The organism is Pseudarthrobacter sp. fls2-241-R2A-127 (genome assembly GCF_030209355.1).
GTDB lineage: Bacteria > Actinomycetota > Actinomycetes > Actinomycetales > Micrococcaceae > Arthrobacter.
In genome coordinates, this window is the sequence record NZ_JARVSF010000009.1 from 1 (window position 1) to 25,061 (window position 25,061).

Consider the following 25,061-nt stretch of genomic DNA (forward strand, 5'->3'; position numbering starts at 1 on the left):
CAACAGCGAAATAGATGAGGACAAAAGCGGGCGCAAGTTGCCATCCCATAGTCAACCCGGCTACCACGCCGACAAGGATGCCGCTTGCGATCCACAGCACGAGCCTGAGTTTGCTTCGAGGTTGATAGCCGCCATCCATGGCTCAGGCTAACCCTGATTGCGCTTAAGTGACAGGCGTACGTCTCACTGAAAAACCTGATTCACGACGTTCCATCGGATGCCGATGGGGGCCGTTGGTCCACTTCCACGCAAAGAAGGCTCCGCCCTTAGTAGGACGGAGCCTTCTTCAAAAAGCCAAGCCGATCGCTGGCCGCTAAAGTGAAACGTCAAGCATTTAAAAGTCCAACTTTGGGGGACCAGTTCATTGTGGAGTGGCGGGGCTTTCGGGTGTGGCGCTTAGACGCTCGGGGCGATTTCCGGGATGCGGGGCTTGGCGTTGCCGGCGAAGGTGAACTTCGCGTCGTCGCCTTCGCCCTCGACATCCACCACGACGATGTCGCCGGGGTGGATCTCGCCGAAGAGGATCTTCTCGGAGAGCTGGTCCTCGATCTCGCGCTGGATGGTGCGGCGCAGCGGCCGGGCACCCATGGCGGGATCGTAGCCGCGGGTTGCCAGGAGCACCTTGGCGGCCGTGGTGAGCTCGATGCCCATGTCCTTGTCCTTGAGGCGCTTCTCCAGGCGGGTGACGAACAGGTCCACGATCTCGATGATCTCGTCCTGGGTCAACTGCGGGAACACCACGACGTCGTCAACACGGTTCAGGAACTCGGGGCGGAAGTGCTGCTTGAGCTCTTCCGTGACCCGGGCACGCATCCGGTTGTAGCCGGTCTGCGTGTCGGTTCCCGACTGGAAGCCGGTGGCAACGCTCTTGGAGATGTCCCGGGTACCCAGGTTGGTGGTCATGATGATCACGGTGTTCTTGAAGTCCACCACGCGGCCCTGGGAGTCGGTCAGGCGGCCGTCTTCCAGGATCTGCAGCAGCGAGTTGAAGAGGTCCGCGTGGGCCTTTTCCACTTCGTCGAACAGCACCACGGAGAACGGACGGCGGCGGACCTTCTCGGTCAGCTGGCCACCCTCTTCGTAGCCGACGTAGCCCGGAGGGGCACCGAAGAGCCGCGAAACGGTGTGCTTCTCGGAGTATTCGGACATGTCCAGCGTGATGAGGGCGTCCTCTTCACCGAACAGGAATTCCGCGAGTGCCTTGGCGAGCTCGGTCTTGCCGACGCCGGTGGGGCCGGCGAAGATGAACGAGCCACCGGGACGCTTGGGGTCCTTGAGGCCTGCACGGGTGCGGCGGATAGCCTGGGAGAGCGCCTTGATGGCTTCGTCCTGGCCGACGACCCGCTTGTGCAGTTCCTCTTCCATCTTGAGCAGCCGCGAGGACTCTTCCTCGGTCAGCTTGAAGACGGGGATGCCCGTGGAGTTGGCCAGCACTTCGGCGATGAGGTCCTCATCCACCTCGGAGATGTCGTCCATGCCGCCGGACTTCCAGTGCCGCTCCTTCTCCGAACGCTCGGAGATCATCTTCTGCTCCTTGTCGCGGAGCGCGGCAGCACCTTCGAAGTCCTGGGCGTCGATGGCGGATTCCTTTTCCATCTTCAGCTTGGCGATGCGCTCGTCCATTGCCTTGAGCTCCGGCGGAGCGGTCATGCGGCGGATGCGGAGCCGGGCGCCGGCCTCGTCGATCAGGTCGATTGCCTTGTCCGGGAGGAAGCGGTCCGAGATGTAGCGTTCGGCGAGGCTTGCCGCCGAGGCCAGGGCGCCGTCGGTGATGGTGACGCGGTGGTGTGCCTCGTACCGGTCGCGCAGGCCCTTGAGGATCTCGATGGCGTGCGCCACGGAGGGTTCCTTGACCTGGATCGGCTGGAAGCGGCGTTCCAGCGCGGCGTCCTTCTCGATGTGCTTGCGGTACTCGTCCAGCGTGGTGGCACCGATGGTCTGCAGCTCGCCGCGGGCCAGCATGGGCTTCAGGATCGAGGCTGCGTCGATGGCGCCTTCGGCTGCGCCGGCACCAACCAGGGTGTGGATCTCATCGATGAACAGGATGATGTCCCCGCGGGTGCGGATCTCCTTGAGGACCTTCTTCAGGCGCTCTTCGAAGTCACCGCGGTAGCGGGAGCCTGCCACCAGGGAGCCGAGGTCCAGGGTGTAGAGCTGCTTGTCGCGGATGGTCTCCGGGACATCGCCGCGAACGATCGCCTGGGCCAGGCCTTCGACGACGGCGGTCTTGCCGACGCCGGGCTCGCCGATGAGGACCGGGTTGTTCTTGGTGCGGCGGGAAAGGACCTGCATGACGCGTTCCATTTCCTGCTCGCGGCCGATCACCGGGTCCAGCTTGTTCTCGCGCGCAGCCTGGGTCAGGTTGCGGCCGAACTGGTCCAGGACCACGGAACCGGCGGGTGCGCCCTCGGGCTGGCCGCCGCCGACGCCTGCACCGGTGGTTTCCTTGCCCTGGTAGCCGGAGAGGAGCTGGATGACCTGCTGGCGGACCCGGTTAAGGTCTGCGCCGAGCTTGACCAGCACCTGTGCGGCGACGCCCTCACCCTCGCGGATGAGGCCGAGGAGGATGTGCTCCGTGCCGATGTAGTTATGGCCCAGCTGGAGGGCTTCGCGCAGCGAGAGCTCCAGTACCTTCTTGGCACGGGGGGTGAAGGGGATGTGGCCGGAGGGAGCCTGCTGGCCCTGTCCGATGATCTCCTGCACCTGCTCGCGAACGCCGTCGAGCGAAATGCTCAAGGACTCAAGAGCTTTGGCGGCAACGCCCTCACCCTCATGGATCAAACCCAAGAGGATGTGTTCGGTACCGATGTAATTGTGGTTCAGCATGCGTGCCTCTTCTTGGGCAAGCACAACTACGCGACGGGCACGGTCCGTAAATCGCTCAAACATTTCGCCACACTCCTAGCTACGACGTACTTTGATGCTACGTGCCCGGTCCGGAGTTGTGGAGCGTGTTCGCCACAGGGGAAACCGGGCCGCTTGCGGGAATAACCGCGGCGGCGCCACGGGCCGCCCGGCACCCGGCGATACCGGGGGCAGGAATCCCGGGCAGGCCGGGTGTTCCAATGCCGGGAACGGCCCAAATGTTCCCGGCCGGCGGGCGCGGCCGCATGATCCGAATTGCCAATTGGCCAAAGCACCGCACGGGCAGTCCGGCCGGCTTATTTGACAATGGAAAAACCCCGCCCCGCCTGGCGGCGGTAAGCGGGGTTTCTGCGGAGCTAAAGCCCGGGCTAGGAATTTGCCTTTTGGTAGGCTTCCTGGATTTCGGCTTGAATTCGGCCGCGGCTGTTAACCGTGTAGCCGTTGTCCCGTGCCCATTGCCGGATTTGCGCCGAATCGTGGCCCCGGCCGCCGGCGGGTGCCTTGGCCCGCTGGGCCCTGGCCGCTCCGGAAGCCTTGCGTGCGACGCCAATGAAGCGCTCCAGCGAAGACCGGAGTTCAGCGGCATTGGCTGCCGACAGGTCAATCTCGTAGTTGACCCCATCGAGGCCAAACTTAACATTCTCGTCTGCGGATCCCCCATCCAGATCATCAACGAGGATGATGTTTACTTTCTGTGCCATTAAAAGTCTTCCTCTTGCTGGAAAGTTCGGTTTTCAGAAAAGCAGGATGTTTCCTAAAAAGTATGACTCTTGTGTTGGCAACGCGTCAAAGCGCCTTTTGGTTCCCGGTGGATAAAGGCGGAAAGTCGGCGGGGATTTAATCTATTGTGAATCCGGCCGCGGGCGTTCTGCGGGCTGTGCCGGGAGGGAATCTGCCTCGGCCTGTGCACGGGCTTCGGCCTGGCGCTCAGCCTTATCCGCGTTGAAGATCGCCTTCATGGCAAACCAGAAAATCAGGCCCACCACCAGGGAGGGAAGAATAACTGCTACGTATTCCATGGTCAGTGCCCTTCGGGCTTCAGCAGGGGGAACAGGATGGTTTCGCGGATACCGGCCCCGGTGAACAGCATCACCAACCGGTCGATGCCCAGGCCGATGCCGCCCATGGGCGGGGCACCGTACTCAAGGGCGCGCAGGAAGTCCTCGTCCAGCTGCATGGCTTCGACGTCGCCGGCGGCTGCGTGGAGGGACTGCTCGGTGAGGCGTTCGCGCTGGATGACGGGGTCGATCAGCTCGGAGAAGGCGGTGCCGCGCTCCATACCGCCGATGATCAGGTCCCAGGCCTCGATCAGCCGGCCGTCCTCCCGGTGCGGGCGGGCCAGCGGCTGGGCCGAGGGCGGGTAGTCGTACACGAAGGTGGGGTTGAGCAGGGTGGGCTCCACGATCTCGCCGAACAGCTCGACCGCCAGCTTCTCGGCGTCCCAGTTGGGATCCACCTTGACGTCGTGCTTAGCTGCGATCTCCCGAAGCACCTCAGCGGAGGTGTCCGGCGTGATCTCCTGCCCAACGGCGTCGGACAGTCCGGGGTAGACGGCCAGCCAGGTCCACTCGCCGTCGAGGTTGATCTCCCCCGCCTCGGTCTGCAGGACGCGTCCTGCGCCCACGGCGTCAGCGGCGTCCAGGATGATCTCCTTGATCCGCTCCGCCATGACGAACTGGTCTGCCCAGGCCTCGTAGCACTCAAGGGTGGTGAATTCGGGGCTGTGGGTGGAGTCCACGCCCTCGTTGCGGAACACGCGGCCCATGTCGTAGACGCGGTCGATGCCGCCCACCACGGCGCGCTTGAGGTACAGCTCGGTGGCGATGCGCAGGGTCATCTTCTGGTCGAACGCGTTCATGTGGGTCTCGAACGGACGCGCCAGTGCGCCGCCGTGGACCAGGTTCAGGATGGGCGTTTCCACCTCCACGTAGCGGTGGCGGAACAGCGTTTCGCGGATGGACCGCGTGATCGACGCGCGGGTATAGACCATCTCGCGGGCCTCGTCACGAACCATCAGGTCCACGTAGCGCTGGCGGACGCGGGTTTCCTCGTTCAGGTCCGCGTGCAGGACCGGCAGCGGGCGGAGGGCCTTGGATGCCATGGACCAGGATTCGGCCATGACGGACAGCTCGCCGCGGCGGGAGGAAATGACCTCACCCTTGATGAACACGTGGTCGCCAAGGTCCACCAGGGCCTTCCATTCGGCGAGCGCTTCCTCGCCCACGTTGGCCAGGCTCAGCATGGCCTGCAGGCGCGTGCCTTTGCCGTCCGTCCCGCCCTCCTGCAGCGTGGCGAAGCAGAGCTTGCCGGTGTTCCGGACGAAGACCACCCGGCCGGTGACGCCCACAACGTCGCCGGTGGTGTCGTCTGCCTCGAGGTGGGCGTACTTTTCCCGGATCTCGGCGAGGGAATGCGTGCGTTCCACTCCCACGGGGTACGCCTCCGCGCCGCGCTCAAGAAGTTTGGCGCGCTTTTCCATGCGGATCCGCATCTGCTCGCTGGCGTCGAGGGGCTCCGGGGCGTTCTTGGGCGCGGGGGTGTTTTGGGAAGTCACAATCATCAAGTTTACCGGGACTTGGCCACCCGGACTTTCAGCTGGCCCGCAGGCTTGCCTCCTAGGATGGGCGGGTGAAAGAACGGGTACTTCCAACGCACGACGGCGGCAGGCTGGCTGTGTACAGCTACGGCACCGAGGATGCGCCGGGAGAGCGGCGCGTCGTGCTGATCGGGGGAGCGTTCCTCACCGCCTCGATCTACCGCCCCTTCTCGGTTGAACTGGCGAAAGGCCTGGGCGACGGCTGGGCGGTGGACGTCTATGACCGGCGCGGCCGGGGCAACTCCTCCGAGCAGCCGCCTGATTACTCCATGGCCACCGAGATCGCCGATGTCCGGACCGTGATGGATGCAACGGGGGCGCGGAACATCCTGGGCCACAGCCTGGGCGGCGCAGTGGCGCTCAATGCCGTGCAGGAGTTCTCCGGCATCGGCTACGTGCCGGACAAGCTCGCGGTGTACGACGCCGCGGTGAACATTGACGACAGCATCGACACCGGCTGGCTGGGTGGGTTCGAGGACGCCGTCAACAACGGCGAGGTGGGCCGCGCCTTGGCGTACATGACGAAGGCCACCAGCCCCGGCTCCGTCATGGCACGGATCCCGGACCCGGTGCTGGCGGGCCTGATGGCGGTTCTGTCCCGCACCAAAATCAACAGGATGTTCCGCGAGGTAATGCCCAGCGGCGTGGGCGAGCTGAAGGCCGCGTACGACGAGAAGGACCATGCCCGGGACTTCAGCGTGCTGCCTCCCGGCACCCACTTCATGGCCGGCGGGAAGAGCCCAAGCTACTACAAAGTGACGGCGGAACGGCTCCACGCAGCAGTCCCGGGGAGCACCTACCAGTTATCCCCCAAATGCGTCCACGGTTCCATCCCGGCGGCGGTCAAGGAGCTTGTGGCCGATATCTCCGCCTACTTCACGGGAGGGAATCCGGACGGGCCGCCCCGCCCGGATTCTCCTGGAGCTATCCCCGTTCCCCGCGGCTGAAGCCTGCGAGGGCGGCAACTCCCAGGTCCCGCCACAGGGTCTGCGGCCGGGGTTCCGTGCTCCGGTCAGCCAGCCAGTCGCCCCAGGCGGTGATGTCCTCCCCGCCCGCGGCGGCCACGGCGTCACAGGCGAACCCCACGGCGGCCGTCCCGTCGCGGAGCTGGACCGATCCGAGCAGCATGGGCTCGGGGAGGGAAGCCAGGAACGTCCCCAAGGCTGCGGGCGGCAGCAGCCACCGCTCCCCCACCAGCTCGGCGCCGTCGTCGGACCGGTAGACGCCCGGCTTCGGCGGCATGGTGTCCAGCGCAACCATCCGGTAGCGCGCAGCGGTCCGGACGTGGCCGTCCCAGAAGGCGCCGAGTTCCTCCAGTTCGTGGGCCAGCGGCTGGCCCTTGCGGTGCGCGCCCACCACCACCAGCGGTACGGCAGCAGCCCCCGCGGCCACGGGCCAGGGAACGGGCGACGACGGCCGGGCGGCTCCTGCGGTTGCATCCAGTGCCGGGGCGCCTGGCGCTGCCCCGGCTGCGAAGAGCCCAGACGGCGCGGGAGTGGTTTCCACCCGGCGGGCGATGTCCGCCGCCACGGCGTCATCGAACGCCCGGCCCACCACGGTGACACCGAACTGGGCGCCGTCCACCTCGCCGGCCGGGACAGCCACGGCGCAAAGATCAAACAGGTTGCAGAAGTTCGTGTAGGTGCCCAGCAACGAGTTCACCCGGACCGGATCCGCAGCCACCTCGGCCAGGGTGGGATGGAACGGTGCCGTGGGGACCAGGAGGGCATCGAAGCCCTCGAGTTGGGCCATGGCAGTGGATTTCAGCTCCAACAGCCTGGCGGTGTCTGCGACGTACCGGTGCGCCGGCACTGTCCCGGCCGCCCGGATAATGCCTTCCACCGTGGGATCGATTCCCGCCTTGCTGTCCCGGCCGCCGTCGTACTGTTCAAGGAAGCTGCCGACGGCGGCGAAGCGCTCTGCCACGAGCGCGCCGTCATAGAGGAGGCGCGCAGCCTGGAGGAACGCGCCGAATTCGATGGGTTCCGCGTCCACCCCCGATTCACGCAGGCGGTCCACTTGGCGGCCGAACTCGGCGGCCCATGCCGGCGGAAGGGCCGGCAGGGAGGCGGGATACGCCACGCGCGGCCGGGCCGGTGCGGCGAGCTTTGTGTCCGTGGGCCACGGCCGGGCGTTGCCTGCCATGGCGCCCATGGCGAGTTCGGCGGTGGCAAGGTGCCGGGCGAAGATGGTGACGGCGTCCCAGGAGCGGCACGCCGGCACCACCCCCGCCGTGGAGACCACGCCCAGGGTTGCCTTGATTCCAACGATGCCCTGCAGGCCTGCCGGTACCCGGCCCGAGCCGGCAGTGTCGGTGCCGATGGCGATGTCCACCAGGCCCAGCGCCACGGCCACGGCGGAACCGGAGCTGGACCCGCCGGAAATCCGGTCCGGCCGGCGGGAATCGCGGACGGCGCCGTAGGGGCTGCGGGTCCCCACCAGGCCGGTGGCGAACTGGTCAAGGTTGGTGGCCCCCAGTACCAGGGCACCGGCGGCGCGGAGGCGCGCCACGGCTTCGGCATCCTGCTCCGGCACGTATGCGAAACCCGGGCAGGCCGCCGTGGTGGGGATCCCGGCCACGTCAACGTTGTTCTTGACGGCCAGCAACAGCCCGGCCAGCGGCAGGTCCGCACCCCTGGCCACGGCGGCGTCGATGGATGCCGCTTCTGCCAGGACGTCCCCGCGGCTGCGGAGCGTTATCCAGATTTCGGGCCGGTCCACGGCTTCAATCGCGGCGAATGCTGCTTCGGCGCGCCGCGTGGCGGCGCCTGTGGGTGCCGGGCTCATACCGTCGCCCCTTCCAGTTCCAGGTCCTCAACCTCGATCAGCGGCAGGTCGGTGCCGCCAAGGACAACCACTGCCTCGCCGGCAACCACCTGGGAGCCGGCCACCGGCAGGACCCGGAGCACCACGCCGTCGCATGGTGCCTCCAGGACTGTTTCCATCTTCATGGCCTCCAGGGACACCAGGGGCTGCCCCCTGACCACGCGGTCGCCTTCGGCTACGTCCACCTTCCAGACGCTGGCGGCGAACGGGGCGGAGACAAGGGACCCGCCGTCCGGAACCACCACGTCATCCGCTGCGGGGGCGGCGACGGCGGCCAGCGCCTCGGCACGGTCGAACTCGCCGGCGTCGGCCCAGGCCTGCCGTTCCACCGCGAACGCCGCACCCTGCTTTTCCCGGAACGCATCGATGGACGCGCGGTTTTCGGCCAGGAACGCCTCGTGTTCAGCGAGCGAGAACGTGCCGTCCCCGATCTCCACGCCCCGGCCGCGTCCGGCGGCCATGTCGGCGCGCAGGTCCAGGAGTTCCTCGGGGCTGACGGGGTACCAGGAGATCCGGTCGAAGAAGCGGAGCAGCCATGGCGATCCGGGTTCGAACGGAGCGGAATCGGCGTACCGGGACCACACCTGGGTGGTGCGGCCCACGAACTGGTAGCCGCCGGGACCTTCCATGCCGTAGATGCACATATACGCCCCGCCGATGCCCACCGCGTTCTCCGGGGTCCAGGTCCGCGCCGGGTTGTACTTGGTGGTGACCAGGCGGTGCCGCGGGTCCAGCGGCGTGGCTACGGGCGCGCCCAGGTACACGTCGCCCAGGCCCAGGACCAGGTACTCGGCGTTGAAGACGGTGTCGAAGACGTCGTTGACGGAGTCCAGGCCGTTGATCCGGCGGATGAACTCGATGTTCCAGGGGCACCAAGGGGCATCATCCCGGACGCCGGCCATGTAGCGTTCGATCGCTTCGCGGGTGGCGGGATCGTCCCAGGAGAGCGGCAGCCGGACGGTGCGGCTGGGAACCACCAGCTCGGAGCTGGCAGGCAGCGCCGCCTCAACCTCCTGGACCAGGTCCAGGAGCCGGGTGGTGGACAGGACGGAGGGATCCACCTTGATCTGCAGCGACCGGATTCCCGGCGTGAGGTCCACGATGCCGGGCACCCGGAGCCCCTCGATCTGCTGGTGCAGGGCATGAACCCGGGCGCGCAGGCCAAGGTCCAGCACCATGTCGCCGTATTCGACCAGGAGGTTGTCATCGCCGGAGCGGCGGTAGGTGACGGCGGGCCGGCCGGTTTCTTCCGGCACCCGGCCCAGCACGCCGTCGTCGCCATCTCCGCGGACCAGCCGCTGCTCTGCCGAAGAGCCCGTCGGCAGGGCATTGCCCGGCCACCCGGCGTCGGCCGGGAGGACCAGCTGGCGGCCGGGTCCCAGGTCCGTGGCCGACGGCGCCTGGCTGGCTTTAATGGGCACGAACCGGACCTTGTCCCCCGGGCGGAGTTGGCCCAGTTTCCAGCGCTCGGCGGTAACCACAGTGACCGGGCAGACGAATCCGCCGAGGCTGGGTCCGTCCGGGCCAAGCAGGATGGGGGTGTCGCCGGTGAAGTCCAAGGCTCCCACGGAGTAGGCGGTGTCGTGGATGTTGGACGGGTGCAGGCCCGCCTCGCCACCGTCGGTCCGTGCCCAGCGGGGTTTGGGGCCAATGAGGCGGACGCCGGTGCGGGCTGAGTTGAAGTGCACCTCGTACTCCGCGGCGTACAGTTCCTCGATGTCTTCGCGCTGGAAGAACTCGGGGGCACCGTGCGGCCCCTCGGCCACGGCCAGTTCCCAGGTGGATACCAGGGCGGGGCGGTTGTCGGCGGGCACCGGCGCGGCCGGGACGCCTGCCGGTGCGCCCGTAGCGGGTTTGACCGCGCGGAGCACGTCCCCGGCGCGCAGCACCCGTCCGGCGTGGCCGCCGAACTGCCCCAGGGTAAAGGTGGAGGCGCTGCCCAGGTAGGCGGGGATGTCCAGGCCGCCCTGGAACAGGATGTAGCCGCGCAGGCCCTTGCCGGTGGCGGTGCCGGCGTCGAGCGTTCCGCCGGCCGGCACGGTCACGGGCGTCCAGGCGGGCACCTCCACGCCGTCGACCGTTATGGTGACCTCTGCGCCGGTAACGCAGACGGTGGTGGCATGCGTGAACACCAGGCTGGGGCCGGTCATGGTGAACTCCAGGCCCGGGGCTCCTTCGGGGTTGCCCAGCGCCTTGTTGCCCAGGCGGAAGGAAAGGTCATCCATGGGGCCGCTCGGCGGAACGCCGATCTGCCAGAGCCCGGTGCGGCCCGGCCAGTCCTGCACGCTGGTCTGCAGCCCGGGGCGTTCCACGGTGATCCGCGGTTCGGGATCCCCCACTGAGTCCAGGGTGCTGGTGGAGTGGCCCACCGTGCGGACCACGTCCATTCCGGTGACGGCGCGGAGCATGCCGAGGTTGGTCTCAATGCCGTCGATCCGGGTGCTTTCCAGTGCTGCGGCGAGCCGGTCGAAGGCCTCGGCGCGGCTTGCGCCGGAGGTGATGATCTTGCCCAGGAGGGGGTCGTAGTTGGTGGAAACTTCCGTGCCGGTTTCCACCCACGCATCCACCCGCGCTCCTGCCGGGCCGGGGTAGGCGGCGTTGGTGACAGTTCCGGCGCTCGGCTGGAAACCGCGGGCCGGGTCCTCCGCGTAGACGCGCGCTTCCACGGCGTGGCCTGACACCGGCAACGCATCCGGGACCTGGGCCAACACCGTGCGCGCTTCGGCGCCGCCCTGGGCCAGGCGGAGCATCCAGTCCACCAGGTCCACTCCGGTTACGGCCTCGGTGACGGGGTGTTCCACCTGGAGCCGGGCATTGACTTCCAGGAAGGAGGCTTCCTTGCGGGCGGAGTCGTAGACGAACTCGACCGTGCCGGCGGAGCGGTAGTTAACGGAAGCGCAGAGGGCACGGGAACTGCGGTGAAGTTCCTCGCGGAGATCCGCGGGGAGGTCCGGGGCGGGGGCCTCCTCGAGGACTTTCTGGTGGCGGCGCTGCAGTGAACAATCGCGGTCGCCCAGGCTGACCACCCGACCCTCGCCGTCGCCAAAGACCTGGACCTCGACGTGCCGGGCGTTCTCCACGTAGCGCTCGGCGAAGACTCCGGCGGTGCCGAAGCTGGCGCTTGCCAGGCGGGCCACGCGGGGGAAGCTTTCTGCGAGTTCCTCCTCGGAGCGGCACACTGTCATGCCGATGCCGCCGCCACCGCCGGTGGCCTTGAGCATGAGCGGGAACCCGATCGTCCTGCCGGCTTCGACGGCAGCGTCCACGTCCTCAAGCAGCCCGGAACCGGCGATCATGGGCACCCCGGCCGCCCGTGCGGCGTCGCGCGCTGTGTGTTTGGTGCCGAAGATGCGCAGCTGCTCAGGAGTGGGGCCAACAAACACCAGCCCGGTGGCTTCCACTGCTTCGGCGAAGGCGGCGTCCTCGGAGAGGAACCCGTAACCGGGGTGGATGGCACCGGCGCCGGTGGCTTTGGCCGCGGCCAGGATCGCCTCGATGCGGAGGTAGGACTCCTTGGCCGGGGCGGGGCCCAGGAGCACCGCCTCGTCGGCGAGCCGGACGTGCTTGGCGCCGCGGTCCGCTTCGGAGAAGACGGCCACGGTGCGCAGCCCCAGCTTTTTGGCGGATTCGATGATGCGGCAGGCAATCTCGCCGCGGTTGGCGATCAGGAGGGTGTCAAAGGTGTTCACGGTCTTGCTGGTCACAGTGCAGCCTCCGGCCGGGTGATGATCATGCGGACGGGGGTTGGGTTGAAACCGTTGCAGGGGTTGTTGACCTGCGGGCAGTTGGAAACGAGCACCAGGGTGTCCACCTGGGCCTGCAGGGCCACCCGTTTGCCGGGAGCGGACAACCCGTCAACGATGCCCAGGGCGCCGTCCGGATCCACCGGGACGTTCATGAACCAGTTGATGTTGGACACCAGGTCCCGCTTGCCAAGGCCCCAGCGCGAACCCTCGATCAGGAAGTTCTCCACGCAGGCGTGCTGTTCGCGGGTGTGCTGGCCGTACCGGAGGGTGTTGGATTCCTGCGAGCAGGCACCGCCGATGGTGTCGTGCACGCCCACCTCATCTGCGACGACAGTCATGAGCGGCGTGCCGGTGTCTGCCCTGAGGACGGATCCGGTGGTCAGGACGATCGACCGCTGCGCCGCGATGGTGGCGGCGGCTGAGTAGCGAACGGTGGTGTCCCCCGCGGCGTAGAGCAGGCAGTCCACGGCCTGGTTTCCGTCGAGGTCAACGATGGTCAGGACGTCACCGGCGGCCACGACGGCGGACCAGGGGCCGCGGGCTTCAACGAGTTCATCGAGGACTAATTCGCCGGCGACCAGCGCTGTTGCCCCCGCGTCCGGGAGGGTCTTGGTGTCAAGGGCAGTGTTCATCGGGCGTTCCTTGCGGCGAGGTCGTGGTCGGTGTTGCGGAGGGCCTGGAGGTGCTCGGGGGCCAGCGGGCCGGTCAGGTTGCCGGCCTCCAGGGCGGCGAGGTCCTGCGGAGCGTGCCAGGCGACGATGTCGACGGCGGTTCCGGCGAAGTCCGTGCGCGGGTCCAGCGGATGGGCGGTATTGGCCAGGACCAGCACGGCGTCCATGTGGAGGAGGAGTTCGACGACGGCGCCGGGCCCGGCGCTGCCGGAAAAGGCGATGCTGCCGGCCGGGTCAACGGTGATGCCCTTGAAGAAGGACAGTGACGGAGCGACGTCCCGCGGGCCCAGGCCGTTCTTCAGGGCGCCCAGCGTCAGCAGTTCGCGGGCGGCGGGTGAGGCGCTGTGGACGGTCCCGGCTCCGTATTTTGCGGTGTTTCCGGCGAGGGTGGTGGCCCCCGTGAGGGCGTCGTGGCGTGCGGAGGTGTCTGCCACGATCGTGGCCATCAGCCGGCCTGCGTCGGAGAGCAACGGGTGGCCTGCAGCGGGGTAGGCCTGCCACGGGACCTTGACGGTGTCTGCGACGTTCAGGCGTTCCTGCGTGGCGCCCGAACGGTACATCAGGGTATGCACGCAGGCGTCGCCGGCGGTGTCCGTGAGCCTGAGGCGGGTGCCGCGGCCCAGTGCCATGGCGGTGTAGCGGCCGAAGGCGAGCGACTCCGCCCAGGTGGGTGAGGCGGCGTCGGGCAGTCCTGCCAGGAGGCGGGCCGGCGCTGAGGTTGCGGGGACGAAACGCATGGTTTCGGCGGTCTTGCCGTGCTGTTCCCTGGCGTGGGCGCGGGCGCCGGCGGTGGTGGCGGTGCCGGTGGCGGCCGTTTCGATGGTCTGTGTCATGGTCAGTCCTGGTGTCTGTCGGGATCGATGAAGTACGTGGCTATCAGGCTTTGGCGGCGGCCAGGTTCCTGTTCCGGACCCAAAGGCCCAGGAGCAGGACGGCGGCGACCATCAGCGGTGCGGACCACAGGAGGAGTCCGTTGTCGCCGGAGGGGTCGTACACCTCGGGCCGGGGCCAGGCGAGGTTGACCACCATGACGCCCCCGTAGAGGACGGCGAGGATGTTGACCGGAAGTCCCCAGCGGCCCAGTGAAAAGAGGCCGGCGGGCATGGTTTGCCCCACCCGGTCCCAATCCCCGCGGAGCCGGTTGGCCAGCTGCGGGACCGTGACCAGGAGGTAGGCGATGTAGACCATCACGATGCAGACGCTGCAGAGGGTGGTGAACAGCGCGGCGTTGCCCACGTTGATGGCCAGCACGGCTACAGCCAGCGCGCCGATCACGATGGAGGGCCACATGGGCGTGCCCCGGGTGGGGTGGACGGAGGAGAGCAGTGCCGACGCCGGGAGCTTGCCGTCGCGGGCCATCGAGAATACGAGCCGGGAACCGGCGGTCTGGATCGCCAGGGTGCAGACGAAGATGGCGATGGCGACATCAACCAGCAGGACCTTGCCCCAGAAGGTGCCCAGGACGGCGGTGAGGACGTAGGGCAGTCCCTCGGTGGCGAGGCGGCCGTCGTCGAGGCTGGGGGCGGCCATCAGGGCGGTGATGATCATCAGGGCGCCCCCGATGCCGGAGATGAGCAGGGCGGAGAGGATGGTCCGTGGGGCGGTGCGGCGCGGGTCCTTGGTTTCCTCGGACAGCTCGCCGGCGGAGTTGAAGCCCACCATGACGTACGCGGCCATGAGTCCCGAGACCAGGAAGGCTCCTACGGCGCCGAGGTCTGAGCCTTGGAGGACGGTGGTGTCTGCCACCACGTCCGGACCGCGCTGGGCGGCGCTGATGAGGGCAAGGATCACGGCCGCGACGCCGACGATTTCGCAGGTGACACCGACGGAGTTCACGTGTGCCATGAGCTTGACGCCCAGGGAGTTGATGATGGTGGTGGCCACCAGCAGGACGGCGCCCAGGATTACGGCGTTCGAAGCCCCGGTGACCGTGTTGAGGGCGGGGTCGCCTCCCACCACCTGGAAACCGTCCCACAGCTGGGGCAGGACCACCTGCAGGGCAATGGCTGCTGCGGCGGCGGTGACCACCTGCGCGATGGCCATGAACCAGCCGGCAAACCAGCCAACCGCTTCCCCGCCGACGCGCCGCGCCCACTGGTAGACAGCTCCGGAGAGCGGATAGCGGGCGGCGAGTTCGGCAAAGTTGAGGGCCACGAGGAGCTGGCCCACCAGCACTACCGGCCAGGTCCAGAAGAACGCGGGACCTGCGAAGGAGTAGCCGAAGGCGAAGAGCTGGAAGATGGTTGTGAGGATGGAGACGAATGAGAAACCGGCGGCAAAGGAAGCGTAGCGGCCGAGCTTTCGGTGCAGGGTGGGCTGGTAGCCAAGGGACGTCAGGTCGGCATCGTCCTGGTGGACGGTGGGGAGAACGGTTGATGTCATGGGAATCTCCGGGGCTGGAAAGGGATCTTGGGTGCGAAGCCTTCCGGCAGTGCAGCGCTCGGCCGAAGGCTGCGGATTACCGGTCACTTGATAGTTTTCCAGCGCGATGTCCCCAAACAGTTTCACCTCTGTAAAAGGCGGATAGACATCTTGTTTCGGGGACATTTCCGTCCCCTCACCGCCGCCGCAGGGCACCTTCGAGCCCGCCTGGCGGTGCAAGAATGAGTCGGTGACTTACGCCGGACCGGGACGCCCCCGCCACCAACAGCCCTCACGGCCAGGCGCCACCGCCCGCGACGAAATCCTCGACGCCGCGGCGGAACTGTTCACCACCCAGGGTTTCGCCAGCACCTCCACCCGGTCCATCGCGGACGCCGTCGGGATCCGGCAGTCATCGCTCTACCACCACTTCAAGACCAAGGACGACATCCTGGAGGACCTGCTCGAGGGAACGGTGTCCGGCGGCCTGGAGTTTGCCCGGGCCGTGGCCGCACTGCCCGCCGGCAGCGCAGGAACCGAAAGCCCGGCCGGAAGCCGGCTGCACGCCGTCGCGCTTTATGACGGCACGCAGCTGTGCAGCGCACGCTGGAACGTCGGCGTCCTGTACCACCTGCCCGAGGTCCGGAGCACGCGCTTTGCCCGGTTCCTGGCCCACCGGCGCGAACTGCGGCGGCTCTACGGAGAACTTGGCAGCGGCCTGCCTGCCGCCGCCCCGGGTCCGGACGGCGGCGACTTCACGTTCCGCCTGGTCGAATCGCTGATCTACCTTCGCGCCGATGGAGCCGCCAACGCAGAATCGGCACTGCAGGCGGCGGACGCCGGGCTCATCCTCTGCGGCCTCGGCCCGGAACTGCCGGCCATCCGCGCGGCCAGCCGGGAGCTGATCGAGCGGCTCGCCTGAGGCCGGCCGTGCCGTCCGTGATGCCCGCACCCGGCTTGCTCGGCTAGGCTCGGAACATGACGCGAGAGAACATCAGGACCCCCGACGGCGGCACTGTGGAGCTCTTCTCCACCGGCGCGGAACTGGCTTCGGCAGGTTCGGGCGTGGTGGTGGTGCCGCCTTCCATGGTGACGGCTGCGGATTACACCAAGTTTGCCCAGAAACTGAGCGCCGCCCTGGGCCGCCCGGTGCATACCTTCAACCGTCGCGGCCGCGGCACATCGTCCCCGCAGCCCGAGGATTACACGCTCGACGTGGACATCCGGGACCTGGACACGGTCATGAAGCACACCGCCAGCACGGACGTCTTCGGCCACAGTTTCGGCGGCGCAGTGGCCCTGCACGCGGCCCGGACCCTGCCGGTGGAGCGGCTGGCGGTCTACGACCCCGCCGTCTCCGTGAACGGCAGCGTCACTGCCGACTGGATCGTGGAATATGAGCGTGCCATCGCCGCCAAGGACGACGACCGTGCCCTCGCCGTGATCCAGCGCGGCCTGGAAGCCGGCGGTGCATTTTCTTCGCGCATGCCGCTGTCCATGCTGACCCTGGCCAACAAGCTGACCGCGGGCACCACCGAAGGCAAGCAGCAACGCGAACTGATGCGCACAGGCGTCCGGGAAATCAAAGCCATCATTGCCGCCGACATGCCGGCCGAACCGTTCCAGGCACTCCCGCTGGAGACGCTGATTGTGGTCGGCGAGAAGAGCCCTGCGTACTTCGGCATCGCCTGCGGCCAGATCCACGACGTCCTCTCCGGCTCCAGCTACACCATCCTGCCCGGCTTCGGGCACGACGGCGCCATCAAGTCCCCGGACAAGCTGATCAAGGAACTGAGCGAGTTCTTCGCCGGCTGACCCATGTAACTCGCAGTAGTTGTCGTTTTGACCGCTCAAAACGACAACTACTGCGAGCCAGTTGGGCTAGTGCGCGCCGTGTCCCGGTCCGGCGCCTTCGGTCCTGCGCATCATTGCGGACAGCACGACGGCGGCCAGGGCTATGACCGTTGCCGTCAGGAAAGCGGCGCTCATCCCGGCGACGAGTCCCGACGCCGCACTCACCACCGCGAAGATGGACACGAGCAGCGCCGTGCCGGCAGCGCCGGCCACCTGCTGGGTGGTGCTCATGATCGCGGAGCCGTGCGAGTAGAGGTGCGGCGGCAGCGGGTTCAGCCCGGTGGTGAAGGCCGGGGTGAACAGCAGGGCCAAGCCGAAACTCAGCCCGACGTGCAACGTGATGATCCACCACACCGCCGTGCCGGCGTCGAGCATTGAAAACTGCCAGAGCGTCACCACCATCAGGATGGACCCGGTCACGGTGAGCGGGAACGGGCCCACTTTGTCGAACGCGCGGCCAATCACCGGTCCGAGCAGGCCCATGGCCAGGCCGCCGGGGAGCAGCGCGAGTCCGGTTTCCAACGAGCCGAGGCCCCGGACTTCCTGAAGATAGAGCGGCAGGAGGATGACCCCGCCGAACAGTGCCATCATGGCCACCACCATCAACAGGACCGAGACGGTGAACATCCGGAAGTTGAAGGCGCGCAGGTCCAGCAGCGGGGCAGCGGACTTCTGCAGGCGGACCTGGCGGAGGACGAAAACCGCCAGGGCAGCCACGCCGATCACCAGGGCTGCGATGGCTGCGGCGCCAGGCCCGGCCTGGCCGCCGCCGCCGATCTGGCTGAGCCCGTAGACCAGGCCGCCGAAGGCCGGGACAGTGAGGAGCACGGAGAGGAAGTCCAGCTTGGTCTTCTCCGCCTCGCCCACGTTGGTGAGGAACTTCGCGCCGATAGCCAGGGCCGCGAGGGCTACCGGCAGCACGAACACGAACATGAAGCGCCAGGTGAAGTGCTCAAGGATCAGCCCTGAAACAGTTGGGCCCATGGCGGGGGCGACCGAGATGGCGATACTGACGTTGCCCATGACGGCACCGCGCTTGGCGAGCGGAACCAAGGTGAGGATGGTGGTCATCAGCAGCGGGAGCATGATGGCCGTGCCGCCTGCCTGGACGATGCGCGCGAGCAGCAGGACTTCGAACCCGGGGGCCACGGCCGCCAGTGCGGTACCGCCGGCAAACAGGCCCATGGCCAGCATGAACACGGCCCGGGTGGACAGGCTTTGCAGGATGAAGCCGGTGGTGGGGATGACCACGGCCATGGTGAGCATGAACCCGGTGGACAGCCACTGGACCGTGGGCGCGTCCACGCGCAGGTCCACCATGAGCCGCTGCAGGGCGACGTTCATGATGGTCTCATTGAGGATCACTACGAACGTCGCCACCAGCAGCGTGCTGATGATGGTCACCGATTCCCGGGACATCTTCTCCGGCACAGCGGTGCGGGTGCCTGCATTGGGAGAGACTTCGGTAGACATGGGTATTCCCTCAGGGGTTTTGAAAGTGATGCGCGGGCCGGCGCCGCTGCAGATGCCAACACTCTACCCGTTGGAGTAATTCCCCGGCACGGGGATGTCTCCTAAACCCTGAGGGAACAGTAGGGGTTTAGGCCGTCTGGCCCGCGTGCCGGCCTTCCGAGATCTCCTCCACCAACTTGCTGTTGAATGCCGGGAGGTCATCCGGGTTGCGGCTGGTCACCAGGCCCTGGTCCACCACCACTTCCTGGTCGGTCCAGTTGGCGCCTGCGTTCTTCAGGTCGGTTTCCAGGGTGAAGTAGGACGTCACGTTGCGGCCCTTGATCACGCCGGCCTCGATCAGCAGCCACGGACCGTGGCAGATCGATGCCACCGGCTTGTGCTGTTCAAAGAAGCTGCGGGTGAAGTTCTGGGCGTCCTTGTCGACGCGCAGGTGGTCGGCGTTGACGACGCCGCCGGGAAGGACCAGTGCGTCGTAGTCGGAGGCATCTGCTTCCGCCACCGTGAGGTCGACGTCGAAGGTGTCGCCCTTGTCCGTGCCGTTGTAGCCCTGCAGCTTGCCGCTCTTGGGTGCCAGCAGGGTGGGCTCGCCGCCGGCGTCCTTCACGGCCTGCCAAGGACTGGTGAGCTCCACCTGCTCCACGCCGTCAGTGAGAAGGAATGCGACCTTCTTGCCTGCGATGCTGTGCTCTGACATTGCTCCTCCTTGCCTGGGGCGGACCACGCGCCGGTACGGCGTACGGAGATCCGCTTCCAGAGTTGAATTCCTGACAATTTCCACCCTAGGAAAGGTGAAAGTAATAAGCAAGCTGACTATATTGGGTTATGCAAGCAAATCGCTTCACCGGATGCTCGGGACCTTCGACTCTGGTGCTGCGGGTTTATGCGGGATTGGGGTACAGACAGAACCCGGTTTCCGGCAGTAAGGTTTCACCTACGCGCAGTGCTCTCGACGCCGCAGCGGCCACCCACGGGCCACTTCGGATTGGTGCAAGGAGGCCCCGATGACAGTAGAGCGGATGTTCCAGGGCGTTCCCTCGGACCCGGACCCCTGGATGTCCGGCGACACCCCCGAGGAAGTCCGGCAGTTCGCCATCGAATCGCTCCGATGGCAGGCCCAGGAGATCATCGACGAGGTGCTCTGCAGCAAGGATCCCCGGGAAGAGTGGGTCCGGGACCGGCTTCGCGGGTGCGTGGCCAGGAATCCCGGGCGTCCGGAGCGCGCGCTGCTGGAGCAACTCATGAGCAGCCCGGACAGGTCAGGCTTGTAGTCCGGGCACGTCCGCCGGCGCCAAGCCACAGCGCCCGGGAAGGCGCTCAGGAACTCAGCGGCATGTTGTCAATCAGGCGGACCGGCCCCACCTTTGCGGCGATGAGGGCCAGGGCGTCGCCGCGGAACGGGGTCTCCCTGCAGTTCTCGGCCAACGGCTCGAGCGTGCCGGGGTCCACCACATCGAAGTAGTCCAGTTCCACCAGCGGCTGGGACTCCACCAAGGCCAGTGCCGATTCAAGGTCCAGCGGCTCGTGGGCGTTCGCGCGCTCCTCGAGCAACCGCAGCGCCCGGGACAAGACCAGCGCGGCCTCCCGCTCGTCCGGGGACAGGAAACGGTTGCGGCTGGACAAGGCCAGCCCGTCCGCCGACCTCACCGTGGGCACGCCGACGATCTCCACCGGGAAGTTCAGGTCCGCCGCCATCCGCCGCACCAGGGCCAGCTGCTGGGCGTCCTTCTGCCCAAAGTAGGCCCGGTACGCCGGCAGTCCGCCGGGCGAAGCTGCGTCCGCGGACCCGGCCGGAAGACCCGCCGCGGGCATGCCGTAATGCAGCAGTTTCGCCACCACGGTCAGCGCGCCGTCGAAATGGCCGGGACGCGATGCGCCCTCCCACTTCTCGCCGAGGCGGCCGGACGTGATCCGCACCAGGGGTTCCCCGCCGGGATACACCTCTTCCACGGAGGGCGCGAAGGCCAGGTCCACGCCCTGTTCCTCCAGCAAGGCAAGGTCCGCCTCAAGCGTCCGTGGGTAGCGGTCCAGGTCCACGGCGTCGCCGAACTGCAGCGGGTTGACGAAGATGCTCGCCACCACGAGGTCGTTGTGCTCGACGGCGGTACGCGCCAGCTCTGCATGGCCTTCGTGGAGTGCGCCCATGGTGGGCACCAGTCCCTGTGAGGCGCCACGCCTGGCGCTGAGGAGCCGGGCGCTCTCGGCGTGCAGCCCGGCGACGGTGGTGACAAGTTGAATGGACATTCAGTCCTCCTTCGGATCGAGGGCCTCGCGCAGCCCCTTCAGCTGGTCGGGTTTAAGCAGTCCACGGCCCTGTGCCCGCAGGGCCGTGGCCCGGGCCATCGCAAGGTAGGCCTCCAGCACGTCACCGTGCCCGCCGCCGTCGAACTCCCGCAACGCTTGGGCGTGCGCACGGACCGTCCCCACGTCGCCGCGCGCCACCGGGCCGGTAAGCGCGGATTCGCCGGAGGCCAGCGCGTTCTCCAGCGTTGCCCGCAGGAGCGGGCCCAGCATGCGCTCCGGCAGCTCCACCCCTACCTCGCGCAACAGCTGGGACGCCTGCGCCACCAGGGTGACCAGGTGGTTGGAACCATGGGCCAGGGCAGCATGGTAGAGGGTCCTGTCCGCTTCGGCGATGGCCACCGGCTCAGCGCCCATCTCCACCACCAGCGCCTGGGCGATGGGCAGCATGGCGGCATCGGCCGTCACGCCAAAGGTGCAGTCCAGCAACCGGGTGAGGTCCAGGCTCATGCCGGTGAATGTCATGGCCGGATGCAGGGCCAGGGGCACGGCACCGGCGGCACGCACCGGGTGCAGCACGCCCACGCCGAACCGGCCCGAGGTGTGGGCCACCAGCTGGCCGGGCTGCCAGGCGCCGAGCTTCGCCAGTCCCTCCACAAGGCCCGGCAGGGCGTCGTCGGGCACAGCCAGCAGCACCAGCTCGGCACGCTCCACGATGTCCTGCACCTCAAGGATGGGGACGCCCGGCAGCAGGGACTCAGCCCGTTCGCGGCTTGCGTCCGAGACCGCCGAGACCCCGACGACGGCGTGCTCGGCAGCGCGCAGGGCTGCACCAAGCACGGCGCCCACCTTGCCGGCGCCGATGATTCCGACGCCGAGGCGTCCGGGTTTAGCCATGCTGCTGGCCTTCCTGTTGAGGTGGAGTGCCGGCGTTCGCCGGTTCAATGGCCGGAGCAACCTGGCTGAGCCATTGCTCGGTGGTTTGCCGTTTCCGGGCCAGCCGTGCACGTGCGGACTGATCGTTGAATAGTTGCCGGACCTCATCCAGCCCGGCCTGGGTCAGCCGCGGGGCGACGGGCCCGGCGGTGGTGTGCAGCACCAGGTCTGCCACCCGGAACAGACGCGCCACGGGGCCCTGCTGCAGGGCCAGTGACTGCGTCCGTTGGTGGGGAACCACCACAAGCTCCCGCCACCAGCGCCCGGAGCGGAGCAACAGGGCGGTTTCCGTGGCGGCAAAGCCGTTGCGGCGCCACGCAAAGGGGGCAAGCAGCCATGCCCGCTGCGGCGTGGTGACGAACCCGGCGCCGGAATCCCTCCCGTTCAACCCGGCGGCAAAGACGGCTGCGGGCTGGTCCGTCCCGGGGTCCGGCAGCACCAGGGAGAGCATGGCCAGGACGTCGGGAAGCCTGCCCACCGGCAGGAGGATGGTCCGGGTATTGCCCTCGACGGCGTTTCCCGAGTGCCCGTAACCGGCCACATTCACCTGCATCCGGTACCAGCCGAACGGGCGCCACAGCGGCGACTGGGCAACCTTCACCGCCTGGATCCGGCCGGGCGGCAGGGTCTGCGCCTGGGTGTCCAGCAGTCCGTACCTCAGCCGGATGCCGTCCGGCGAGACGGCAGCCGTGAAGTTGTAGCCCCGGTTGAAGTAATTCCAGTAGCCCGCCGCCAGGCCCAGCACCGCCGGCACCAGGTAAAAGTAGAAGGCTCGGTTGTCCGTCACCGCGGACAACACCACGGAGGCGGCGCCGCCCGCCACCACAAAGAAGCTCTGCTCACTCAGCAGCAACGACCCCAAAAGGCGCGACGGCGGGACGGAAAGTACCGCGAATTCCGGCGCCTCGGTGGCGGGCCGGGCCGGCTGTCCGCCCTGGGAGGCGGCGCCGGCTTCCGGCGCGGCGACTGCGGCGGCACCCGACGCGCGGGCCAGGATGGTGGCGCGCAGTTGGCGGGCATCGCCGATCTTGAGATAGGCAAGCCGCATCGCCGACTCGCCGGCATCGGCCACCTCGAACTTGAGCTCGGCCAGGCCGAAGATGCGGGCCAGGAGCGGCTGCACGATGTCAATGGCCTGCACCCGGTCCAGCCGCGCCTGCCGGTGCTGGCGGAACAGCAGGCCGCTGGTGACCCGGACGTAGCCGCCGGACACCTGGTACTTGGTGAAATACCAGGTCAGCACGAATCCCAGCACCGCCACCGCCAGCACGGCCGCGCCGCCACCCAGGAGCCACGGGGCCCGCCGCGCCAGGCCTTCCTCGAAAACGGGCTGGCCCTGCAGGGCCCGTTCAAAGATGTCCCGGCCAAAGAAGAACGCAATGGCGGCCAGGGCAAACCAGCCCCGGACGAACGGCGAGGCGGGGTGCACCCGCAGCCATCCGTCGTCGGACGCTGAAGTGGCGTCCCGGCGGGCCGCTGCAGGCGGCATCGCAGGCGGCCGGCCGTCAGCGGTCACAGCCCGGCCAGCCTGGCTTCGCCGCGTGCCGTCAGCTCTTCCCTGAGCCGGGCGCCCTCGGTCGCTGGAAGTCCTGGAACGCGGGCGTTGGTCCCGGGCGAGGCGGTGTGGAGTTTCAGTGTGCACAGGCCCAAAGCGCGCTCCACGGGCCCCACGGCGATGTCCACGTACTGCATGCGGCCATACGGCACGGCCATGGTGCGCTGGAAGAAGATGCCGCCCCTGACCAGCAGGTCCTCATCCCGTTCGGCGTAGCCGATAGCCCGGACCTGGCGGGGAATGAGCACCAGCCGCCACAGGGCCACGGCCAGCATCGCCGCAGGGACGGTCACGGCAAGCCACAGCGGCGGCCATGACCACCAGCCAAGGAGGACAAACACCAGCGGGGCGGACAGGACCAGCACCGCAACCAGGTTGCCAAGGGCCCACTCCGCGAGCCGGACCGTGACGTACCGTGGTGACACCCGCTGCCAGTTGATACCGGGCGGGTCAATCGCCTCGGTATGCATATTCGCCTTCTCCGGCGGCCTCACCGCGGGCAGGGCGGCCCTTGCCGTCGGTACTGGTGGTGTCGCCGTCCTCCGGGGGAATGCGGCAGAACCGCTCCACCACGAGTCCCACCACAATCATCACCAGGCCGCCGCCGGCCATGGCCAAGGCAAGCCAGGTGATGCCCTGGTCGCTCCGCAGGCTCCAGATCCTCAACTGGTCCAGGAAGATTCCGGCATGCCAGCCGAGCAGCACTGTTCCGGCATAGGCGCACGCCTGGGCAAGGATCAGCGTCCTCGCGGCCAGCAGCGGATCCAGCTGGGTCTTCTTTGCCTTGCTGCCCGGCTTGAGGCTGTTGCGCCAGCGCAAGACCCGGATGCCCAGGATCAGCGTGATGATGACGATGACGCCCATGGTGGCCAGCGCGGTGGCGGGCAGGACAGGCGTGGCAATGCTGTAGCGGCTGGTGACCACGGTCGCCGACCAGCCCGCGACGGCAAGTATGACGCCGATCAGCATCAGGCGCAGCGGGTTGATGGGTTTCATCGCGGCTCCACCGCTCCCGCCGTCGGCATCCCGTCGAAGTCCCCGAAACCGTCGAACGGGGCAAGGTCGCCAAAGTCCGGGGCCCGGACCGCCAGCGCACTGATCCGCTCGCCGTTCAGGGTGGCGGCGGGTTCGATCAGCGACCACGGATACAGGACGAAGGCGCGGGTGGCGGCCCGGGGATGCGGGAGGGTCAGCGCGGGATCGTCGCTGTGCAGGTCGCCGTAGGTGATGATGTCGACGTCGAGCGTCCGGGGCCCCCAGCGGACCTCTCGGACGCGGAAGTGCTTGTTCTCCACCGCCTGGCAGTGCTCCAGCAGTTCCTGCGGATCCAGGCTGGTCTCCACGGTGATCACCATGTTCAGGAAGTCCGGCTGGCCGGCCGGCCCGCCCACGGCCTTGGTCTGGACGATCGGGGACACTGCCAGGAGCCGAACTTCGGGCGGGTCCACGAGGTCGGCCACAGCTTCGGTGAGGGTCTCGTTCCGTTCGCCAAGGTTGCTGCCCAGGGCCAGCACAGCCTTGGTGTACAGGCCGTTCATGCCTGCTCCCCGGACAGGCTGCCGACGGCGGGAACACGGCTCCGGTGGACAGTGACGGCGACGTCGCCGAAGGGCACTTCGATGGGAGCCTGGGGTTTGTGCACAGTGATGTCCACCGCCTGGAGCGGAAATTCGGTGAGCAGGCCCTCGGCGATCCGCACGGCCAGGGCTTCGATGAGGTTCAGCGGTTCCCCGGAGATCCATTCGGTAATACGCTGGGCCACTTCGCCGTAGTGCGCGGTGTCCTTGACGTCGTCGGACTGCGCCGCTGCGGCGAAGTCAAGGTACAGCACGGCGTCCACCACGAAAGGCTGGCCCTCGCGGCGCTCAAAATCAAACACGCCGTGATGGCCGACGGCTGTCACTCCCGTCAGCGTAATCCTGTCCATGGGGTCCCCCGGC

The 25,061-nt window shown here is 67.8% G+C and carries 22 protein-coding genes; 4 read left to right on the forward strand and 18 right to left on the reverse strand.

Features of this window, described 5'->3' with window-relative positions; all coding sequences use genetic code 11:
- Positions 1-396: 396 nt before the first annotated feature.
- The 4 genes from QRN53_RS06670 to lysS all read right to left on the reverse strand — a co-directional run bounded on the left by QRN53_RS06670 (position 397) and on the right by lysS (position 5,425).
- Positions 397-2,889, reverse strand: coding sequence for an ATP-dependent Clp protease ATP-binding subunit (locus QRN53_RS06670; RefSeq protein WP_285243236.1), 2,493 nt, complete (start codon positions 2,887-2,889; stop codon positions 397-399).
- Between the two features lie 344 nt (positions 2,890-3,233).
- Positions 3,234-3,566, reverse strand: a complete 333-nt coding sequence (locus QRN53_RS06675; protein WP_285243237.1) for a histone-like nucleoid-structuring protein Lsr2 — start codon at positions 3,564-3,566, stop codon at positions 3,234-3,236.
- 141 nt (positions 3,567-3,707) lie between these two features.
- The gene (locus tag QRN53_RS06680; protein WP_285243238.1) at positions 3,708-3,884 is read right to left on the reverse strand and encodes a hypothetical protein; all 177 of its coding nucleotides are present in this window, start codon (positions 3,882-3,884) and stop codon (positions 3,708-3,710) included.
- 2 nt (positions 3,885-3,886) lie between these two features.
- Positions 3,887-5,425: a lysine--tRNA ligase gene (gene lysS, locus QRN53_RS06685; RefSeq protein ID WP_285243239.1), complete on the reverse strand. Its 1,539-nt coding sequence runs from the start codon at positions 5,423-5,425 to the stop codon at positions 3,887-3,889.
- Between the two features lie 68 nt (positions 5,426-5,493).
- Here lysS and QRN53_RS06690 point away from each other — a divergent pair, with 68 nt between their 5' ends.
- Positions 5,494-6,408 (forward strand): alpha/beta fold hydrolase, encoded by a 915-nt coding sequence (locus QRN53_RS06690; protein WP_285243240.1) that lies wholly within the window; start codon positions 5,494-5,496, stop codon positions 6,406-6,408.
- On the opposite strand, the gene atzF is transcribed toward QRN53_RS06690, so the two are convergent.
- The 5 genes from atzF to QRN53_RS06715 are packed head-to-tail and all read right to left on the reverse strand — an operon-like array spanning position 6,386 to position 15,086.
- The gene (gene atzF / locus QRN53_RS06695) at positions 6,386-8,248 is read right to left on the reverse strand and encodes an allophanate hydrolase (protein ID WP_285243241.1); all 1,863 of its coding nucleotides are present in this window, start codon (positions 8,246-8,248) and stop codon (positions 6,386-6,388) included. The genes QRN53_RS06690 and atzF overlap by 23 nt on opposite strands.
- Positions 8,245-11,976: an urea carboxylase gene (uca, locus tag QRN53_RS06700; RefSeq protein WP_285243507.1), complete on the reverse strand. Its 3,732-nt coding sequence runs from the start codon at positions 11,974-11,976 to the stop codon at positions 8,245-8,247. The genes atzF and uca overlap by 4 nt, the downstream gene beginning before the upstream one ends.
- 11 nt (positions 11,977-11,987) lie before the next feature.
- A complete protein-coding gene (locus QRN53_RS06705; protein ID WP_285243242.1) occupies positions 11,988-12,665 on the reverse strand; it encodes an urea amidolyase associated protein UAAP2 in 678 nt (225 codons plus the stop codon).
- Positions 12,662-13,537, reverse strand: coding sequence for an urea amidolyase associated protein UAAP1 (locus QRN53_RS06710; protein WP_285243243.1), 876 nt, complete (start codon positions 13,535-13,537; stop codon positions 12,662-12,664). The genes QRN53_RS06705 and QRN53_RS06710 overlap by 4 nt, the downstream gene beginning before the upstream one ends.
- Positions 13,538-13,580: 43 nt before the next feature.
- On the reverse strand, positions 13,581-15,086 hold the full coding sequence (locus QRN53_RS06715; RefSeq protein ID WP_285243244.1) for an amino acid permease: 1,506 nt from the start codon (positions 15,084-15,086) through the stop codon (positions 13,581-13,583).
- 229 nt (positions 15,087-15,315) lie between these two features.
- Here QRN53_RS06715 and QRN53_RS06720 point away from each other — a divergent pair, with 229 nt between their 5' ends.
- Positions 15,316-15,987 (forward strand): TetR/AcrR family transcriptional regulator, encoded by a 672-nt coding sequence (locus tag QRN53_RS06720; RefSeq protein ID WP_285243245.1) that lies wholly within the window; start codon positions 15,316-15,318, stop codon positions 15,985-15,987.
- Between the two features lie 56 nt (positions 15,988-16,043).
- Positions 16,044-16,880: an alpha/beta fold hydrolase gene (locus tag QRN53_RS06725; protein WP_285243246.1), complete on the forward strand. Its 837-nt coding sequence runs from the start codon at positions 16,044-16,046 to the stop codon at positions 16,878-16,880.
- 66 nt (positions 16,881-16,946) lie between these two features.
- Here the strand turns inward: QRN53_RS06725 and QRN53_RS06730 are convergent, their stop codons facing one another.
- Both QRN53_RS06730 and QRN53_RS06735 read right to left on the reverse strand, forming a co-directional pair.
- Positions 16,947-18,392 (reverse strand): DHA2 family efflux MFS transporter permease subunit, encoded by a 1,446-nt coding sequence (locus QRN53_RS06730; protein ID WP_285243247.1) that lies wholly within the window; start codon positions 18,390-18,392, stop codon positions 16,947-16,949.
- 127 nt (positions 18,393-18,519) lie between these two features.
- Positions 18,520-19,086 (reverse strand): type 1 glutamine amidotransferase domain-containing protein, encoded by a 567-nt coding sequence (locus QRN53_RS06735; protein WP_285243248.1) that lies wholly within the window; start codon positions 19,084-19,086, stop codon positions 18,520-18,522.
- A gap of 307 nt (positions 19,087-19,393) precedes the next feature.
- On the opposite strand from QRN53_RS06735, the gene QRN53_RS06740 reads away from it, so the two are divergent.
- On the forward strand, positions 19,394-19,660 hold the full coding sequence (locus QRN53_RS06740; protein ID WP_285243249.1) for a hypothetical protein: 267 nt from the start codon (positions 19,394-19,396) through the stop codon (positions 19,658-19,660).
- A gap of 46 nt (positions 19,661-19,706) precedes the next feature.
- On the opposite strand, the gene QRN53_RS06745 is transcribed toward QRN53_RS06740, so the two are convergent.
- Genes QRN53_RS06745 through folB form a run of 7 tightly spaced genes read right to left on the reverse strand, consistent with a single transcriptional unit; the run spans position 19,707 to position 25,048 of the window.
- The gene (locus tag QRN53_RS06745) at positions 19,707-20,633 is read right to left on the reverse strand and encodes a 4-phosphopantoate--beta-alanine ligase (protein ID WP_285243250.1); all 927 of its coding nucleotides are present in this window, start codon (positions 20,631-20,633) and stop codon (positions 19,707-19,709) included.
- Positions 20,634-21,527 (reverse strand): Rossmann-like and DUF2520 domain-containing protein, encoded by an 894-nt coding sequence (locus QRN53_RS06750; protein WP_285243251.1) that lies wholly within the window; start codon positions 21,525-21,527, stop codon positions 20,634-20,636.
- Complete coding sequence (locus QRN53_RS06755) at positions 21,520-23,082, reverse strand: PH domain-containing protein (RefSeq protein WP_502934824.1); 1,563 nt, start codon at positions 23,080-23,082, stop codon at positions 21,520-21,522. Before QRN53_RS06755 ends, QRN53_RS06750 begins: the two co-directional genes overlap by 8 nt.
- Entirely contained in the window at positions 23,079-23,591 is a 513-nt protein-coding gene (locus QRN53_RS06760) for a PH domain-containing protein (protein ID WP_285243252.1), read from the reverse strand. Before QRN53_RS06760 ends, QRN53_RS06755 begins: the two co-directional genes overlap by 4 nt.
- Positions 23,572-24,117 (reverse strand): DUF3180 domain-containing protein, encoded by a 546-nt coding sequence (locus QRN53_RS06765; RefSeq protein WP_285243253.1) that lies wholly within the window; start codon positions 24,115-24,117, stop codon positions 23,572-23,574. Before QRN53_RS06765 ends, QRN53_RS06760 begins: the two co-directional genes overlap by 20 nt.
- Positions 24,114-24,659: a 2-amino-4-hydroxy-6-hydroxymethyldihydropteridine diphosphokinase gene (gene folK / locus QRN53_RS06770; protein WP_285243254.1), complete on the reverse strand. Its 546-nt coding sequence runs from the start codon at positions 24,657-24,659 to the stop codon at positions 24,114-24,116. The genes QRN53_RS06765 and folK overlap by 4 nt, the downstream gene beginning before the upstream one ends.
- The gene (folB, locus tag QRN53_RS06775; RefSeq protein ID WP_285243255.1) at positions 24,656-25,048 is read right to left on the reverse strand and encodes a dihydroneopterin aldolase; all 393 of its coding nucleotides are present in this window, start codon (positions 25,046-25,048) and stop codon (positions 24,656-24,658) included. Before folB ends, folK begins: the two co-directional genes overlap by 4 nt.
- Positions 25,049-25,061 lie beyond the last annotated feature (13 nt).